Below are 15,303 nucleotides of genomic sequence, written 5' to 3' on the forward strand. Positions count from 1 at the left end.
GGTCTGCCTATGAGCCAGGTCTCCCGCCCGGACCCGGCGGCCTACGCCACCACCCAGGAGGCCCTGGCCCGCTGCCGCCGGTACCGCAAGGAATACGGGCTCTACGGCGTCGTCGAGCCGTCGCTCGGCCGGATCATGCTGGAGGTCGGCGCGATCGGCGCCCTCACCATGCCCGCCGCCCTGGGCGGCCGCGTGCGCGAGCACCTGTCGGCCGAGCGGCGGCGCGGCCCGATCATCGGTCACCCGCGCTCCGCGCGCTGGACCTTCCTCACCGGGCCCGCCGACGCGGCGCTGGAGGACATGACGGTACTGACGGAGCTGCTGCACCGCGACACCTCGTTAGCCCTGCCCGGCACCCGGATCGTGCTTCCGTCCCCGGCCGACGAACGCACCGGTTACCGGGTGTGGATCGACTCGCCCGAGGGCGACTTCCGCCCGGAGCCGGGCGCGGTCATCGCCGCGCTCAGCGCGGCGGCTCGGGCGTGACGCTCAGCTTGTTCTCCAGGGTGTCCCGGAAGTTGTCCTCGCACTGCTGGATCTGGGCCTGATCGCTACCGGCGTCGCGGATGCAGTCCAGGTAGTCCTGGCCGCCGTGGTCGACGAAGAAGTTGTAGCCGACGATCGCCTCCACGACCGCACCCGCGAGCGCCAGCACGCCGAGCACGATGCCCGCCACGGCCATGCCGAAACCACCGGCGGTCCCGCGGCGCGCCTTCACCGCCGCGATGATGCCGAACAGCAGCGCGAACGGCCCGAGAATCACCGCGCCGAAGAAGATGAGCAGGCCGAGCACGGCGAGAATGCCCAGCACGAGGGCGGTGATCGCCAGGCCCTTGCGCTTGGGCGACTCCTGCCAGTATTGCTCGCCCGGGTAATTGCCCGACGGCGGCGGAGAGTCGCCCGACGGCGGCGGCGGATATTGGCCGGGCGGGGGCTGGTATTGCCCGGGCGGGGGGTACTGACCGGGCGGCGGGTACTCCGACATGCCTGTCCTCTCGTTCACCCGGGGCCTGAAATGCCGGGTTTCGGGCGCTCTGGAATGTTATTGCGCTCCGAGCCGCGCGTGCATCTCCCACACCAGAATCTCCGACGGCGACTTCGCGATCACCCGCTGACCGCCGCTGCGCGCCAGCCGCACCGCATCGCCCTCGTACAGCACCCCGACGCCCTCCAGCTCGACCTCGCCGCGCGGGACGAACAGGTGCAGGTACGGCGCCTCGGGGAGGTGGACCGCCGGTCCCTCGCCCGCGCCGGGCATGCGCGCGACATGCAGGGCGGAATGGCTGCTGTTGATGGCGATCGCGGTGCGGTCCCGGTAGCGCGGCAGGCCCGCGGCCACCGTCACCAGGCCGCCGCCCGCCAGTTCGTCGTCGACCTCCAATTGCTGGTAGCCGGGGGTCAGACCCGGCTCGTCGGGCACCACCCACATCTGGACGAAATGCACCGGCTCGGTCTGCTCGGCGGTGCCGCCCTGCTCCGGCGCCAGCCGCCACGCGTCGTTCTTCTCCGAGTGCAGAATTCCCGTGCCCGCGCTCATTCGCTGCGCCAGGCCCGGATAGATCACACCGCTGTGCCCGAGCGAATCCTGGTGTACCAGCGCGCCACTCAGGACCCAGGTGACGATCTCCATATCCCGATGGGGATGGGTGTCGAAACCCCGATCCGGCGCGACAATATCCTCGTTATTCACCAGCAACAGGCCGTGGTGGGTGTTTTCGGGGTCATAGTGCTCGCCGAAAGAGAAAGAGTGCTTCGAATCCAGCCACGCCACACGGGTTTTCATGCGGTCGCCGCCGCGATGTACATCGATGTGTGGTGTCGTGAGTATGGACACCGTGGTCCTCCTCTCCGGCCGAGCACCGATCACCTTTCAGGGTAGGAGCACATCTCGGACCAGACCCTGAATTCCCAGTAAATTCTACCGTGCGGCAGCGCCTGGCCCGGATGCCGCGACGGCCGCCGCGACCACGGTAAGCTCCGGGGCGGCCGGGCGGACGACCGCAAATGTTCGGCGCTCGGCCCGGACCACCGGGCGCACCGCGTGAACGGGCACGACCGTATCATGGTGTGCCGCAACCCGAACCGGAGGTGAATCGCCGATGCGACCCGAGGCATTCGCGGGCATCGAGCGCGAACTCCGGGAGCAGGCCCGCACCGACGGCATCGAGGACTTCGTGGTCGGGGTAGCGGTGTTCCGGGAACGAAAACTGCTGGTGGTACGGCGTGTCGCCAACGACTGGCAGGGCGGTATGTACGAGCTTCCCGGCGGCGGTGTGGAGTCCGGTGAGTCGTTCGCCGACTGTGTGGCGCGGGAGCTGTACGAGGAGACCGGATTACGGCTGCGCCGCATCATCGACGTGGTCGGCGGCTTCGACTACGCCACCCGCACCAAGGCGCGGGTGCGCAAGTACAGCTTCGTGGTGGAGGCGGAGCCGGGCGAGGTCTCGCTGGCGCCGGGTGAACACGACGAATTCCGCTGGATCGACGAGCAGTCGCTGGTGGGACTGCCGATGGCGGCCGATATGCGCGAGACGGTCTACACCCTGGTGACCGCGAACAGCGGGCACTGAACATGACCGATCGTCCGGCGGCCCGTCGGCTCGAGGCCCTGCGCGCGGCGCTGGCCGCCATCGCCCGCAGTCCCGGCATGCTGCGGCTGGCGCTGGTGCGCTTCGCCGGGCAGTTCGGCGACGGGATGTTCCAGGCGGCGCTGTCGGGCGCGATCCTGTTCAATCCCGAGCGAGCCACCGATCCCTTGGCCATCGCGGCCGGTTTCACCGTGCTGCTGCTGCCGTATTCGGTGATCGGCCCGTTCGCGGGGGCGCTGCTGGACCGCTGGGATCGGCGCGCGGTGCTGCTGGTGGCGAACCTCCTGCGCGGTGTGTTGATCGCGGTGACATCGGCCGGCCTGCTGGCGGGGGTCCCGGAGACTCCGCTGCTGCTGTTGGCGCTCGCGGTGGTCGGCATCAGCCGTTTCGTATCGGCCGGGGTGGGGGCGGCGCTGCCGCGCGTCCTCGAGCAGCGCTGGCTGGTCCCGATGAATTCGGTGCTCGCGACGGCGGCCTCGGGCTGTGCGGGGCTGGGGGCGGCCGCCGCGGTGTCGATCATCGGCGGTATCGGCGCCGGGGATTTCGGCTCCGCGGTGGCCGTGGCGGCCAGCGCCTCCGGATCGGTGGCGGGCGCGCTCGCGGCCGCCGGATTCCGCCGCCACCAACTCGGACCGCAATGGCGCGAGTCCGCGCCGCCCGGGCTGCCCGATACGAGCGGCCCGGCCGTGGCGGTCCGGCAGGGTTCGGTGCACGCCGTGCTGGCGGGCCTGCGCACCGGCGCCCGGGCGGTGTGGGAATCGCGCGAATGCACCACGGCCATGATCGGAATCGGCGTGCACCGGATCGTGTTCGGCGCCAACACCCTGCTGATGGTGCTGGTGCTGCGGCGCTCCCCGGCCGAGGGGTTGTCGCTCAGCAGCGGCCTGATCGGATTCGGGGTGGCGATCGCGGCCGCCGCCTCCGGCATGCTGGTCGCCGCCCTGGTCGCGCCGCTGCTGATCCCGCGGCTGGGCCGCCCGCGCACGGTGCTGGCGGGGCTGGCCACCGCGGTGGTGGTGCAGCTGACGCTGGTCACGCCGATCGCGGTGGCCACCGGCGCGGACGAGGGCCGGGCCCACCACCTGCTGCTAGTCGGCGCCTTCCTGTTGGGACTTGCCGGTCAGACCATCAAGCTCACCGGCGACGCCACCTTGCAGATCGATATCGACGACGCCCGGCGCGGCCAGGTGTTCGCGCTGCAGGACACCGTCTTCAACATCACGTTCGTGCTGGCCATCGCGATGGCGGCACTGGTGATCCCGGACGACGGGCGGTCGCTGGCGGTGGTGTCGGCGGGCGCGGTGGTCTATGGGATGGGCATCGCGGCGGTCGCGGTCAATGCCCGGCGGCACACCGTCATTCGGTGACCGGCTCGATCTGCTGATCCCAGACGCCCTGGCCACGGGGGTCGGTGAAGTAGCTCTCGAGGACGCCGTCCTCGTCGAGATCCAGCGCGGCGATCTCGGCGATACCGTCGCCGTCCGAATCCCACAGCGCGTCGTCGAACAGCCCGTCGCCGTCGAAATCGAGTGCCACCGCGTCGTACACACCGGTGTCGGACAGATCCAGATCGGTCTGCGACGACCAGACGTTGCGGACGCCGTCGCCCGTGCCGAAGACGTACTCGATCTCGGTCATAACCCTTGGACGCCGCCGATAGTTCTCAGGTTCCCGCCGCGCCATCCTGCCAACCGGTAAATCGGTCGGTTAGATTGGACGGGCTGTGCTCGGCCCCAGCGACTGTGGCGGCCGACTGTGCGATATCACCGCACCGCGAGCGGTACCGAGGAGAACAGAGTGAGCATGGGGTTGCTGGCGTTTCGTCCGGGTGAGTGGTCGCTCGCCGCACTCGACCTCACCCTCGGCGCTCGGTAACGGCGGCGTCGACGTGCGCTCTCGTCTCGAACATGCCTGGGTACCTGCACTTTTCGCCGCGCTGGCGAGCGCGGTGACCATCGCGGCTCCGGCCGTCGCCGCGCCCGCGCCCTGGGCGCCACCGCCGGTGAACGCCTGTGGCGAAACGGGATTCGACCCGCTGGCCCGCGAGCCCGACCCGAAGGCGCCGCCGCCGCCCGTGCTGCCGCCGAACATCGATATCCCGATCCCGTATCCGGAGTTCGTCCCGGTTCCGGTGCCGGGACCGCAGCCGGACAACACCCGCATCGATTCCGTGCCGCTGCCGCCGGATCCGTGCCAGAACCCGTGCCCGGACGTCCGGGACACCCCGAAACCCGAGCCCGCCCAGGAGCCCCCGACCCCCGGCGATTCGGAGCAGGGCTCGTCCGGATCGGGATCGTCGGGGTCGGGTTCGTCCGGCTCGGGATCCGGTTCGAACTCCGGCTCCGGCAGCGGGTCCGGGGGATCGGGATCCGGGCCGCTCAACCTGCCCACCATCCGGATCAAGCCCGAACCCGAACCGATTCCGATCCCGGTGCCCGGCGGCGAGCCGCCCGCACCGCAGACCCCGCCGCCGCCGGTCGTGCACCCGGCCGAACCCGGACCGGTCGTGGCGCCCGTGGCGCCACGCCGAGTGGAATCGGTGGACCTGGTGAACCAGGTGACCGGCCCCGGCTCCACCAACCGCACCGATATGCGCTGGCAGGTCGACGGCACCGACCTGGGCATCATGTGGGAGACCAAGCCGGGCGAGGTCGCCGTGCTGTTCGGCGACACCTTCGGCAAGGGCTGGGCGCCCGGCGGAGCCGGTGGCGCGGGCCAGGACTGGCGCAGCAACGTGATGGGCTACAGCACCGAGCGCGACCTGTCCAAGGGGCTGATCATCGACTCGATGGTGCAGGACAGCCGCTGCCACGCCGCCGAACTGCTGGACAGCCGCAAGGTCAAGAACTTCGAGACCACCGTCATCCCGACCTCCGGCTTCGCGCTCGGCGCGCGGCAGTACATGAGCTACATGTCGGTCAATCACTGGGATCGCATCCCCGGCATGTGGTGGACCAACAACGGCGGCCTGGCCTACTCCGACGACAACGGCCGCACCTGGGTCAAGGACCAGTATGCCAAGTGGGACAACATGTTCGGCCTGCATCGCTTCCAGGTCACGACCATGGTCCCGCAGGGCGACTACGTCTACATGTTCGGCACGCCCAACGGCCGCGTCGGCATCATCGCCCTCGCCCGGGTGCCCAAGGCGGACGTGCTGAACAAGGGCGCGTACCAGTACTGGGTGAACGGCACGTGGGCGCCCGCCGCCGAGAACGACGCCACCCCGGTGCTGCCCGGCATCGCCGGGGAGATCTCGGTGCGCTACGACGAGGCCACCGAGCAGTGGCAGATGGTGTACCTGGACCCGGCCAGGCAGACCATCGTGCTGCGCACCGCGGCCGAACCGCAGGGCATCTGGACCGACGGGGTGCCGCTGATCAACACCAACGACTATCCGAAGAGCTACGGCGGCTTCATCCACCCGTGGTCGACCGGGCGGGACCTGTACTTCACCATCTCCGCCTGGGACAGCTACAACGTGTACCTCATGCACGCCAAGCTGGACGAGCCGCGCTGATCGGCCCTCAGCACGGATAGACCTGCACCTCGGTGGTTTTCACGGCGAAGAACACCTCGGCGCCGGGCGCCAGCTCGAGTTCTGCCACGGAGGCGGGGGTCAGGTCCGCGACCGGCCCAGGCGTACCGCCGGGACCGTCGGCGGCATGCACCCGGACGATGCCGCCCCGATCGGTGAGTTCCGCGATCCGCACCCGAAAGACGTTGCGGGGACTGCCGGTCGGATATTCACGATGCACGGCCACGGCGGCGGGGGAGAACACCGCCGCCGCGGGCGCGCCGGGCGACCAGCCGTCCGCGCGGCACCCGTGCACGTTCTCTTCCCCGCACCGCACCGCACCCGTGAGCTGTCGGCCGTCACGCGGCACCCTCTCGACCGGCACGGAGTCCTCATCCGCGACCGCGGTGCCGACCATCAGATTCACCCCGGCGATGCGGGCCGCGAAAGCGCTTCGGGGACGTGACAGTACGGCGGCGACCGGTCCCTGCTCGACGATCCGGCCGGACTCCAGGACCACGACGCGATCGGCCAGGGTGAGAGCATCCACGATGTCGTGGGTGATCAGAATTGTGTTGGTGCGGATCGTTTTTCGGACCTCGGCCCGCAGCACCCGGCGCAGTAGCGAGCGCATGGCCGGGGCGGCGGTCACATCCAGGGCGGCCATCGGCTCGTCCAGCAGCACCACGCGCGGCTCGACCGCCAGCGCCCGCGCCAGTGCCACCCGCTGTGCCTGTCCGCCCGACAGCTCGCCCGGCCCGCGCTCGGCCAGATCGGCGGCATCGACCGCGGCCAGCCAGTCCCGGGCGACCTCGCGTGCCGCCCCCGGCCGCATGCCCCGGCCGCGCGGACCGAACGCCACATTCGCCCCCGCCGACAGATGCGGGAACAGCAGCGGATCCTGCGCGAGCAGCGAGACCTCCCGCCGATGCGGCGGCACCGCGACGCCTTTCGCGGTATCGGTGAGTTCGCGCCCGTCCAGCCGGACCCACCCGTCGTCCGGCCGCACCAACCCGGCCACCACCTCCAGCAGCGTCGACTTACCCGCCCCGTTCGGTCCCAGCACGGCCAGCACCTCACCGGGCGCGACGCTCAACTCCACATCGAGCCCACGGTCGGCCACCCGAACCGAAATCTCCAGCCCGGCACTCGCTTCAGGCCGATCCACAGCCATCCATCACCCTCACGGTCGGCAATACGAACCGATGCGACGTCCTCGACCGCATCACCGGGGACCACCTCGACCGGATCCACCCCAGCGCCAGAGTCCGCCCGCCACCTCGCGCCCCTCGGCCACGCCGACGCGGCGATAGGCGACCAGCACGATCAGGACGGCGACCAGCACGAGCAGCAGCGAAAGCGCCACCGCCGCATCCGGATCGGCCTCGCGCTGCAGGTAGATCTCCAGCGGCAGGGTGCGGGTGCGGCCCTGCAGGCTGCCCGCGAAGGTGAGCGTCGCCCCGAACTCGCCCAGGGCCCGGGCGAATGCCAGCACCGCACCCGAGACGAGTGCCGGGCGCAGCAGCGGCACCGTGATTCGCCACCACACGGTGGCGGGCGCGGCGCCGAGGGTCGCGGCGATGCGCTCGTACCGATCCCCGGCGGTGCGCATCGCACCCTCCAGCGTGATCACCAGAAACGGCAACGCCACGAACGCCTGCGCCAGCACGACGGCGGTGGTGCTGAACGCGATCCGGATTCCGGCCGCCTCCAGATGCCTGCCGAGCAGGCCGTACCGGCCGAACAGATACAGCAGCGCCAGGCCGCCCACGACCGGCGGTAACACCAAGGGCAGCAATATCATCGCGCGCAGCACCGGCAGGATCCGCCACCGCAGCCGAGCGAGCGCGACCGCCATCGGAACACCGAGCAGCACGCACAGCGCGGTGCTCGACAGCGCGGTACGCAGGCTCAGCGACAACGCCTCCCGCGACGCGGTCGAGGTCACCAGCCCGAAGAAGTTCGACCAGTCCACGGCCCCCGCCAGCGCCACCAGCGGCGCGGCCACGAAGGCGAACCCGAACACGGCGGGCGCCAGCAACCACCGCGGCACCGCAAGCCCCGGCCCCCGCAGCAACGCTCGGACGCCCGAATCCGATCTCATGGTGCCCCGAAACCGGCCTTCGACAGGGCCGCGCGGCCCTGTGGTCCCGTGACCAGCTCCTCGAATCCGTGCGCCAGGTCGGCGTGCGTCGAATCCGCCACCGCGGCAATGGGATAGGTGTTGACCGCGCTCGCGGACTCGGGGAAGGCGACGGCCGTCACCGTACTGCCCGCACCGGCGGCGTCGGTGACGTACACCAGACCGGCGTCGGCCTCGCCGGAGGTCACCTTCGCCAGCACATCCGTCACCGCGGATTCCTCGCTGACCGGGCTGAGCGTCACCCGCGCCGCCGCCGTCACCTGCTTCGTCGCCGCACCACACGGCACCTGCGGCGCGCACACCACCGCGCGTACGCCCGGCTGTCCCAAATCGGCCAATGTCGCAATGTTTTTCGGATTTCCCGGCGGCGTGACGATGGTGAGCACATTCGTCGCGAAGGGCAGCGGCTGCTCGGTGATCCGCCCACCCTCGACCACCTTGGCCATATTCGCCGTATCCGCGGAGGCGAACACGTCGGCGGGCGCACCCTGGTTCAACTGTGCGGCCAGGTCGGACGAACCGGCAAAGGAGAAGACCATCTTCGCCTCCGGGTGCGCGGCCTCGAACCGCGCCCCGAGATCGGTGAAGACCTGCTTCAGCGAGGCCGCCGCGAAGACGGTCACCGTGGACGTGCCATTTCCGGAGTCCGACGCCCCGCAGCCCGCCAGCGCCGCCGTCAGAACCGCCGCCGCACACAGCATTCCGGCCCGTCGGACGCGGCGGGCGGCAGCCGGACCTGCCGTCGTGGTCACCGCGGCGTCTCCACGACCACGGTGGTCGCCTTCACGCTCGCCACCGCCACGCTGCCCGGCTCCAGTCCGAGCGCCCGCACCGACTCGCTGCTCATCAGGGATACGACCGTGAACGGCCCGCATTGCATCTCCACCTGTGCCATCACCCCGTCCGCCACCACGCGGGTGACCAGTCCGGGTAACCGATTGCGGGCCGAGCTGGCACTGCCCAGCCGGGTCTGCGGCGGCCGCGCGTGATCCACGGCGAAAGCCGCGAGTTCTTGGCCGTCGAGCACCAGCCGCCCCGCGTCGTCCTTGTGCGCGTCGAGCGCGCCGGTGTCGATCCATCGGCGCACCGTGTCGTCGCTGACGCCGAGCAGTTCGGCGGCGTCGCGTATACGCAAGCTGGGCACGGGAGCAGCATATGTCCGCATAATCGGATGAAACAATGGTCGAACATCCGAATCCGCGGATATGTTCGGGCCCGTTTCCGGAGAAGTCACCAACGACACACCGGTCTTGTCACTACCGGCCAGTACGCTCGATGCAATCATGGCCACCTATTTCGACCCCAGGTCTTGGTCGCCGCTGCGAGCGGTCGACATCGGGAAACGCCTGCTGGACCTGGGCTGGCTGGATCAGTGGAGCACCTTCACCACCGCCTGGCTGGACCCGGTCGCCGATCTGGGCGCCGGTACCGTCACAGCGCTGCTGCCGGATACGCTGATGACGCTCCTCAGCGAGGGCATCCTCAGCCAGTTCGGCGGGCAGGAGGTCAGCGCCACCCTGCTGGGCCACGAGATGAAGGCCACGCTGCGGACCCTCGAGGCCCGCCGCCGCGGCGCGCACTTCCAGACCAAGACGGTGCTGACCGGGCTGGTCTGGAACGGCCACCCGATCGAGGAGATGACGGTCATCGCGCACGGTGTCCGCCTGGTGCCTGGCGTGCCGACCAAGGTCCGCACCACCAACCTCGACATCACCGGCACCGTGACCACCGCGGCGCTGGTCGGCTGGCTCAACGACTGGCGGCTGGATTGGGAGCTCGGGGTCGACGCCGACAGCGGGCTGATCACCGCCCGGCACCGCCGCCGCAAGATTCGGGCCCTGGTGGACGCGTCGGTGGGGGAGAACCTGCTCCGCGTCGCCATGCATCGCGCCAGTTGGCTGGGGGTGCGGATACCCCGGCGCTGGGTCAAGGTCGCGCCCGTGCCGCTGACCGAACTGCCCGAGAACATTCGGATCGTGCGCGCCGACCGCGACGGCGACCGGGTGTCGTTCCGCATCGACATCCCCGAGATCACCGGTTCCTTCGATCTCGCCCAGATCCGCTCGGCCATCGTCGCCGGAACCACGCTGGTCATCTTCTGATCGCGGCGCCCCGATTACGAAAAGGCTAGGGCGCGCCCGCGTTCCACCACTCGAGCAGCGCCGCCTCGGCCTCGTCGCGCGACATCGGCCCGCGATCGAGGCGTAGTTCCTTCAAATAGCGCCACGCGCGCCCCACCTGCGGGCCCGGCTCCAAGCCCAGCAGCTCCATGATCGAGTTGCCGTCCAGGTCGGGCCGCACCCGGTCCAGATCCTCCTGCTGCCGCAGGCGCTCGATGCGGGCTTCCAGGTCGTCGTAGGTGGCCTGTAATTGAGCGGCGCGCCGCTTGTTGCGCGTGGTGCAGTCGGCGCGGACCAGCTTGTGCAGCCGCGGCAACAGCTCGGCGGCGTCGGCGACGTAGCGCCGCACCGCCGAATCGGTCCACTGCCCCTTGCCGTAGCCGTGGAAGCGCAGGTGCAGGTACACCAGCCGGGCCACGTCCTCGGTGAACTGCTTCGGATACTTCAGCGCGCGCATCCGCCGGCGCACCATCTTGGCGCCGACCACCTCGTGGTGGTGGAAGCTCACCCCGCCGCCGGGCTCGTTGCGCTTGGTCGGCGGCTTGCCGATGTCGTGGAGCAGCGCCGCCCAGCGCAGCACCAGGTCGGGGTCGCCCTCCTCCTGGTCGATGGCCTGCCGCAGCACCGTCAGCGAATGCTGGTAGACGTCCTTGTGCTGGTGGTGCTCGTCGATTTCGAGCCGCATGGCCGGTACCTCGGGCAGGACCCGCTCGGCCAGGCCGGTCTCGCACATCACATCGATGCCCTCGGTGGGATGCTCCCCGGCGATCAGTTTGTCCAGCTCGGCGCGGACCCGCTCGGCGGTGATCCGGTCGATCTCGTCGGCCATGACGGCGATAGCCGCGCGCACCCGTGGCGCCAGGTCGAAGCCGAGCTGCGCGACGAACCGGGCGGCGCGCAGCATCCGCAGCGGATCGTCGTCGAACGAGTCCTCCGGCGCCGCAGGCGTATCCAGTACACCGGCCAGCAGCGCGTCCATGCCGTCGAGCGGGTCGACGAATTCGAGCTCGCCCGCGGCGCCGATCCGCACCGCCATGGCGTTGACGGTGAAGTCGCGACGGACCAGATCGGCTTCGAGGGTGTCGCCGAAGGTCACCTCGGGGTTGCGCGAGATCCGATCGTAGGCGTCGCTGCGGAAGGTGGTGATCTCCAGCTGCCAGCCGGACTTCGACGCGCTCACCGTCCCGAACGCCAAACCCCCTGTGTCCCACAGGTTGTCCGCCCACCCCCGCAGCATCTGCTGCACGACCTCCGGCCGCGCATCGGTGGTGAAGTCCAGATCGGTACCCAGCCGCCCCAGCACCGCATCCCGCACACTGCCGCCCACCAGGTAGAGCTGGTGCCCCCGCGCCGCGAACATCTCGCCCAGCGGCGTCAGCACATCCGACAGCCGCCCCACCGTGATCGCCGCCGCCGCGAGCAAACGAGTACGACGATCCTCACTCGGATCAGACAAGGCAACATCCTCGGACTTCGGCGAGACCACGGATACGCAGCTTAGTTGGTCCCCTCATACCCAACGACGCCGCGCCGGAGGCCGACAACACAGCACACCTCCCCGCGCGAGCGATGCGGAGGCCACAGACCCATCACCGCTAGACTGACGCAGTGTCTCCGGCCGATCGCGCGAACAGTCGACGCCGCCAGCCCCGGCGCCGCGGTTCGGGCGGTAATGCGGCGGATAACCGCAAGAGCAAACCCCGCATGCGCACAGTGCGCGAGACCTCCGCGGGCGGCCTGGTCGTCGACGGTCTGGACGGTCCGCGGGACAAGCGCCGCGCCGCCCTCATCGGGCGCACCGATCGGCGGGGTCGGTTACTGTGGTCGCTGCCCAAGGGACATATAGAAGAGGGGGAGACCGCCGAGCAGACGGCCGTCCGCGAGGTCGCCGAGGAGACCGGTATCAATGGTCTCGTCGTCGCCGAACTCGGCAGTATCGACTACTGGTTCGTCACCGACGGCCGACGGGTACACAAGACCGTGCATCACTATTTGATGCGGTACGTGGGTGGCGAGCTGTCCGATGCCGACGTCGAGGTCACGAAGGTGGAATGGGTGCTGTTGAGCGAGCTCGAGTCTCGGCTCGCCTACGCCGACGAGCGCCGACTGGCGGAGGTTGCGAACCGCCTGATCGACCGGATGGAGAACGGCAGACAATGACGCGTGCGACGTGGAGGCGTCGGTGAGGCACAATCGCGCAGCGCTCATCGACGCCGACCGGATGCGGGTGTCCCGCAGCACCCAGCGCCCTCGGCGCCGCTGGGTGCCGATGCTCGTCGCGCTGGCACTGGCGGTGCTGGCCGCGCCGCTCGCGGGTCCGGCCGCCGCACAGTCCTCGGACGGCGAGTCGTCGACCTCGACGCCGAAGTTTCTCAAGCTCACCCTCGATTCGGTGACCCCGAATTCGGTGACCACCAGCAGCGATTCGGTGCTGACCGTGGCCGGTACGGTCACCAATATCGGGGACCGGGTCGTCGACGACATCAGCGTGCGGATTCAGCGCGCGAACGCCATCGGCAATCCCAGCGCCCTGCGGTCCTCGCTGCGCCTGGATCAGGCCAACTACGAGATGGTCGGACCGTTTCAGGATGTCGCCGACCGCCTGAGCCCTGGGCAGCGCAAGCAGTTCACGGTGCGCATCGGGGTGCGCGAGGACGCGCGCGGGACGGCCGGGAGCGCGCCGGTCACCTCGTCGCTGGACATCACCGACCCGGGCATCTACCCGCTGTTGCTGAATGTGAACGGCGAACCGGCCTACGGCAATCAGGCCCGCCTGGACGACGCGCGCTTCCTGCTGCCGGTGCTGGGCCTGCCGCCGACCTCGACCGATGCGAAAACCACCGGGGCGCAGGCCGTTCCGCCGGCGACCGATTCCCCGGTCGCCACGACGCTGGTGTGGCCCTTGGCCGATCGCCCGCGGCGGGTCGGCGGCATCCCGGGCTCGGTCGACGGCAAGGAACTGCTGACCGACGACGAGCTGGCCGGTGAACTCGCTCCGGGCGGCCGCCTCGACCAGCTGGTTTCGGCCTTGGAATCCTCGCTGCGGCCCGACGGCGGCCGGGATGCGGCCCGCGGGGGCCCCGGATTGGCGGGATCGGTCTGCCTGGCCGTGGATCCCGATCTGCTGCTCACGGTGTCGGATATGACCGAGGGCTACCGGGTGCTGGCCAGCCCGTCGGATCCGGACGGCCCGACCCGTGACGGCGCGGGGGCCAGCGCCGCCCAGGCCTGGCTGGATCGGCTGCGCACGCTGGCGCCGTCGCTGTGCACGGTGGCGCTGCCGTTCGCGCAGGTCGACCTCGACACGCTGGCCGCCGTGAACGATTCGGACCTGACCACCCGCGCGGTGCAGGCTCCCGCCGACATCATCGATTCGATCCTGTCGATCAAATCCGTGCGCGGAGTGTCGATGCCCGCCGCCGGGAGTATCGACTCCGATGCCGCGGCGCTGCTCTCCGAGCGCGGACACACCACCGCGGTGCTGGCCGACAATGCCGTCGCGCCCGCCGATTCCCGCAGTACCGCAACGGGTTCGGGCGTCTCCGACGGCGCCACGGTCCGCAGCACCGCGGCGGTCTCGGCGGCCGCCGAGGTGTCGAGTCCGGAGATGGTGCGCCTGCCCCCGCCCGTGCCCGCCGCGAACGGAACAACGCCCCAGGGGCCAGATGCGGGGCTGAAGGTCGCCACGTTCGACGTCTGGTCGGCCACGGCGCTGGCCGCGGTCGGGTCCAATCCGCCGACGCCGCCGTTCACCCCCGATCGGGTGCGTTACGAGGTCACCAACGATTCGCGGGCCGCGCGGCTGCAGGACGCGCTCGGCGCGGTGTCGTGGTCGGCGCTCAACCCGCAGCCCGACCGCCCCCGTTCGGCGCTGCTCATGCCGCCGCAGCAGTGGGGGGCGAACCGGGACGAGGCGACGGCGCTGCTGAGCCAGCTGGATCTGATGTTCCGCAGTGGGCTGGCCACGCCCCGGCCTTTCCAGGATCTGATGGCGCTGTCGCCGGACCCGCAGCCGTTCGATGTGGACTACCGGTCGGAGGTGGCCGAGGCCGCGGTGCCCGCGTCGTTCGTCCCGCCTATTCAGGAGCAGGAGCGGCGCATCGCCGATCTGATGAGCGCGCTGGTCGAGGTCCCGCAGCAGGAGCCGACGCCGCGGACGTTCCTCACGCCGCTGCGCGACGATCTGGTCCGGGCGCTGACGATGTCCGACCGCACCAGCACCGGCGCCCAGGCCGACACCGCCGCGCAACGCCGGATCGACCAGGTCACCCGCACGATGGACAACCTCTACCGCTCGGTGACGGTGCTGCCGCCGGGCGGGGTGTACACCCTGGCGTCGGAGCAGAGTCCGCTGCTGCTGGTGGCCCGCAACGAGCTGCCGGTCGCGATCCGGATCCGGTTCCGGATCGGTGCACCGGCCGAAACGAATATCACCGATATCGGCGAGCAGCAGTTGCCCGCGGAGGGCAGCCGGTCGTTCCAGATCCCGACGCAGGTGAGCGACAGCCGCAACCTGACGATTCCGATCTCCATCAGCACACCGGACGGAGTCCCGCTGGGCAATGCCACCTCGGTTTCGGTGCGGTCGAACGCGTACGGTCCAGCGTTGGCGATAATTACCGCATGTGCCGGTGCACTGCTGTTCCTGTTGGCCGGGCGTCGCTTGTGGCGCCGCTTCCGGGGACAGCCCGATCCGGCCGACGAGGGGCTGGACCCGGGGAAGCGCCGCAGGCTGAACCGATACCTGCGCGCACGGAAGCGGGTCCTGCAGCAACAGGAGGCACCGTGAGCGAGCGACCAGTAGGCACAGCCGAGTCGTCGCACGTCCCGGTGCCGGGCGTCGGCGAGGCGTGGCCATGAGCGACGGCTCGGGTCCCTCGGGCGCCGCCACGCGCGGTGCCCTGTCACATCTCGGCGCATGTCCTCTACAGGACA

Annotated in this window: 15 protein-coding genes; 7 read left to right on the top strand and 8 right to left on the bottom strand. The window is 70.2% G+C overall.

The window, feature by feature from the left end:
• The first annotated feature begins 9 nt into the window (after window positions 1-9).
• Window positions 10-486 carry a hypothetical protein gene (locus ACYVLQ_RS09890; RefSeq protein WP_460697100.1) on the top strand — a complete coding sequence of 159 codons (477 nt, stop codon included), beginning with the start codon at window positions 10-12 and terminating at the stop codon, window positions 484-486.
• On the opposite strand, the gene ACYVLQ_RS09895 is transcribed toward ACYVLQ_RS09890, so the two are convergent.
• On the bottom strand, window positions 464-985 hold the full coding sequence (locus tag ACYVLQ_RS09895; RefSeq protein WP_460697101.1) for a DUF4190 domain-containing protein: 522 nt from the start codon (window positions 983-985) through the stop codon (window positions 464-466). The genes ACYVLQ_RS09890 and ACYVLQ_RS09895 overlap by 23 nt on opposite strands.
• 57 nt (window positions 986-1,042) lie before the next feature.
• A complete protein-coding gene (locus ACYVLQ_RS09900; protein WP_460697102.1) occupies window positions 1,043-1,834 on the bottom strand; it encodes a pirin family protein in 792 nt (263 codons plus the stop codon).
• 265 nt (window positions 1,835-2,099) lie between these two features.
• Here ACYVLQ_RS09900 and ACYVLQ_RS09905 point away from each other — a divergent pair, with 265 nt between their 5' ends.
• The gene (locus ACYVLQ_RS09905; RefSeq protein ID WP_460697103.1) at window positions 2,100-2,570 is read left to right on the top strand and encodes an NUDIX hydrolase; all 471 of its coding nucleotides are present in this window, start codon (window positions 2,100-2,102) and stop codon (window positions 2,568-2,570) included.
• A gap of 2 nt (window positions 2,571-2,572) precedes the next feature.
• Window positions 2,573-3,955: an MFS transporter gene (locus tag ACYVLQ_RS09910; protein WP_460697104.1), complete on the top strand. Its 1,383-nt coding sequence runs from the start codon at window positions 2,573-2,575 to the stop codon at window positions 3,953-3,955.
• Here the strand turns inward: ACYVLQ_RS09910 and ACYVLQ_RS09915 are convergent.
• Window positions 3,945-4,226 (bottom strand): hypothetical protein, encoded by a 282-nt coding sequence (locus tag ACYVLQ_RS09915; RefSeq protein WP_460697105.1) that lies wholly within the window; start codon window positions 4,224-4,226, stop codon window positions 3,945-3,947. The genes ACYVLQ_RS09910 and ACYVLQ_RS09915 overlap by 11 nt on opposite strands.
• A 250-nt stretch (window positions 4,227-4,476) precedes the next feature.
• Between ACYVLQ_RS09915 and ACYVLQ_RS09920 the strand changes: the two genes are divergently transcribed.
• Window positions 4,477-6,108, top strand: a complete 1,632-nt coding sequence (locus tag ACYVLQ_RS09920; protein WP_460697433.1) for a DUF4185 domain-containing protein — start codon at window positions 4,477-4,479, stop codon at window positions 6,106-6,108.
• A gap of 7 nt (window positions 6,109-6,115) precedes the next feature.
• Here ACYVLQ_RS09920 and ACYVLQ_RS09925 read toward each other — a convergent pair whose 3' ends face one another.
• The 4 genes from ACYVLQ_RS09925 to ACYVLQ_RS09940 are packed head-to-tail and all read right to left on the bottom strand — an operon-like array spanning window position 6,116 to window position 9,392.
• A complete protein-coding gene (locus ACYVLQ_RS09925) occupies window positions 6,116-7,273 on the bottom strand; it encodes a sulfate/molybdate ABC transporter ATP-binding protein (RefSeq protein ID WP_460697106.1) in 1,158 nt (385 codons plus the stop codon).
• Between the two features lie 57 nt (window positions 7,274-7,330).
• The gene (locus ACYVLQ_RS09930) at window positions 7,331-8,209 is read right to left on the bottom strand and encodes an ABC transporter permease (protein WP_460697107.1); all 879 of its coding nucleotides are present in this window, start codon (window positions 8,207-8,209) and stop codon (window positions 7,331-7,333) included.
• Window positions 8,206-8,949 carry a molybdate ABC transporter substrate-binding protein gene (modA, locus tag ACYVLQ_RS09935; RefSeq protein WP_460697434.1) on the bottom strand — a complete coding sequence of 248 codons (744 nt, stop codon included), beginning with the start codon at window positions 8,947-8,949 and terminating at the stop codon, window positions 8,206-8,208. The genes ACYVLQ_RS09930 and modA overlap by 4 nt, the downstream gene beginning before the upstream one ends.
• 47 nt (window positions 8,950-8,996) lie before the next feature.
• A complete protein-coding gene (locus tag ACYVLQ_RS09940) occupies window positions 8,997-9,392 on the bottom strand; it encodes a TOBE domain-containing protein (protein ID WP_460697108.1) in 396 nt (131 codons plus the stop codon).
• A gap of 139 nt (window positions 9,393-9,531) precedes the next feature.
• Here ACYVLQ_RS09940 and ACYVLQ_RS09945 point away from each other — a divergent pair, with 139 nt between their 5' ends.
• The gene (locus tag ACYVLQ_RS09945; RefSeq protein ID WP_460697109.1) at window positions 9,532-10,350 is read left to right on the top strand and encodes a hypothetical protein; all 819 of its coding nucleotides are present in this window, start codon (window positions 9,532-9,534) and stop codon (window positions 10,348-10,350) included.
• A 25-nt stretch (window positions 10,351-10,375) separates the two neighbouring features.
• On the opposite strand, the gene ACYVLQ_RS09950 is transcribed toward ACYVLQ_RS09945, so the two are convergent.
• Window positions 10,376-11,824, bottom strand: a complete 1,449-nt coding sequence (locus ACYVLQ_RS09950) for a CCA tRNA nucleotidyltransferase (protein ID WP_460697110.1) — start codon at window positions 11,822-11,824, stop codon at window positions 10,376-10,378.
• 152 nt (window positions 11,825-11,976) lie between these two features.
• On the opposite strand from ACYVLQ_RS09950, the gene ACYVLQ_RS09955 reads away from it, so the two are divergent.
• Together ACYVLQ_RS09955 and ACYVLQ_RS09960 are read left to right on the top strand one after the other, a co-directional pair.
• Window positions 11,977-12,528: an NUDIX hydrolase gene (locus tag ACYVLQ_RS09955; protein WP_460697111.1), complete on the top strand. Its 552-nt coding sequence runs from the start codon at window positions 11,977-11,979 to the stop codon at window positions 12,526-12,528.
• A 61-nt stretch (window positions 12,529-12,589) separates the two neighbouring features.
• Window positions 12,590-15,157 (top strand): hypothetical protein, encoded by a 2,568-nt coding sequence (locus ACYVLQ_RS09960; RefSeq protein ID WP_460697435.1) that lies wholly within the window; start codon window positions 12,590-12,592, stop codon window positions 15,155-15,157.
• The last annotated feature ends 146 nt before the right edge of the window (window positions 15,158-15,303 follow it).

The organism is Nocardia thraciensis (assembly GCF_054782435.1).

Coding starts and splice junctions, on each gene's coding strand:
- ACYVLQ_RS09895 (WP_460697101.1), bottom strand. CDS start 985: ATGTCGGAGTACCCGCCGCCCGGTCAGTACCCCCCGCCCGGGCAATAC.
- ACYVLQ_RS09930 (WP_460697107.1), bottom strand. CDS start 8,209: ATGAGATCGGATTCGGGCGTCCGAGCGTTGCTGCGGGGGCCGGGGCTT.
- ACYVLQ_RS09945 (WP_460697109.1), top strand. CDS start 9,532: ATGGCCACCTATTTCGACCCCAGGTCTTGGTCGCCGCTGCGAGCGGTC.
- ACYVLQ_RS09890 (WP_460697100.1), top strand. CDS start 10: ATGAGCCAGGTCTCCCGCCCGGACCCGGCGGCCTACGCCACCACCCAG.
- ACYVLQ_RS09910 (WP_460697104.1), top strand. CDS start 2,573: ATGACCGATCGTCCGGCGGCCCGTCGGCTCGAGGCCCTGCGCGCGGCG.
- ACYVLQ_RS09960 (WP_460697435.1), top strand. CDS start 12,590: ATGCGGGTGTCCCGCAGCACCCAGCGCCCTCGGCGCCGCTGGGTGCCG.
- modA (WP_460697434.1), bottom strand. CDS start 8,949: ATGCTGTGTGCGGCGGCGGTTCTGACGGCGGCGCTGGCGGGCTGCGGG.
- ACYVLQ_RS09905 (WP_460697103.1), top strand. CDS start 2,100: ATGCGACCCGAGGCATTCGCGGGCATCGAGCGCGAACTCCGGGAGCAG.
- ACYVLQ_RS09915 (WP_460697105.1), bottom strand. CDS start 4,226: ATGACCGAGATCGAGTACGTCTTCGGCACGGGCGACGGCGTCCGCAAC.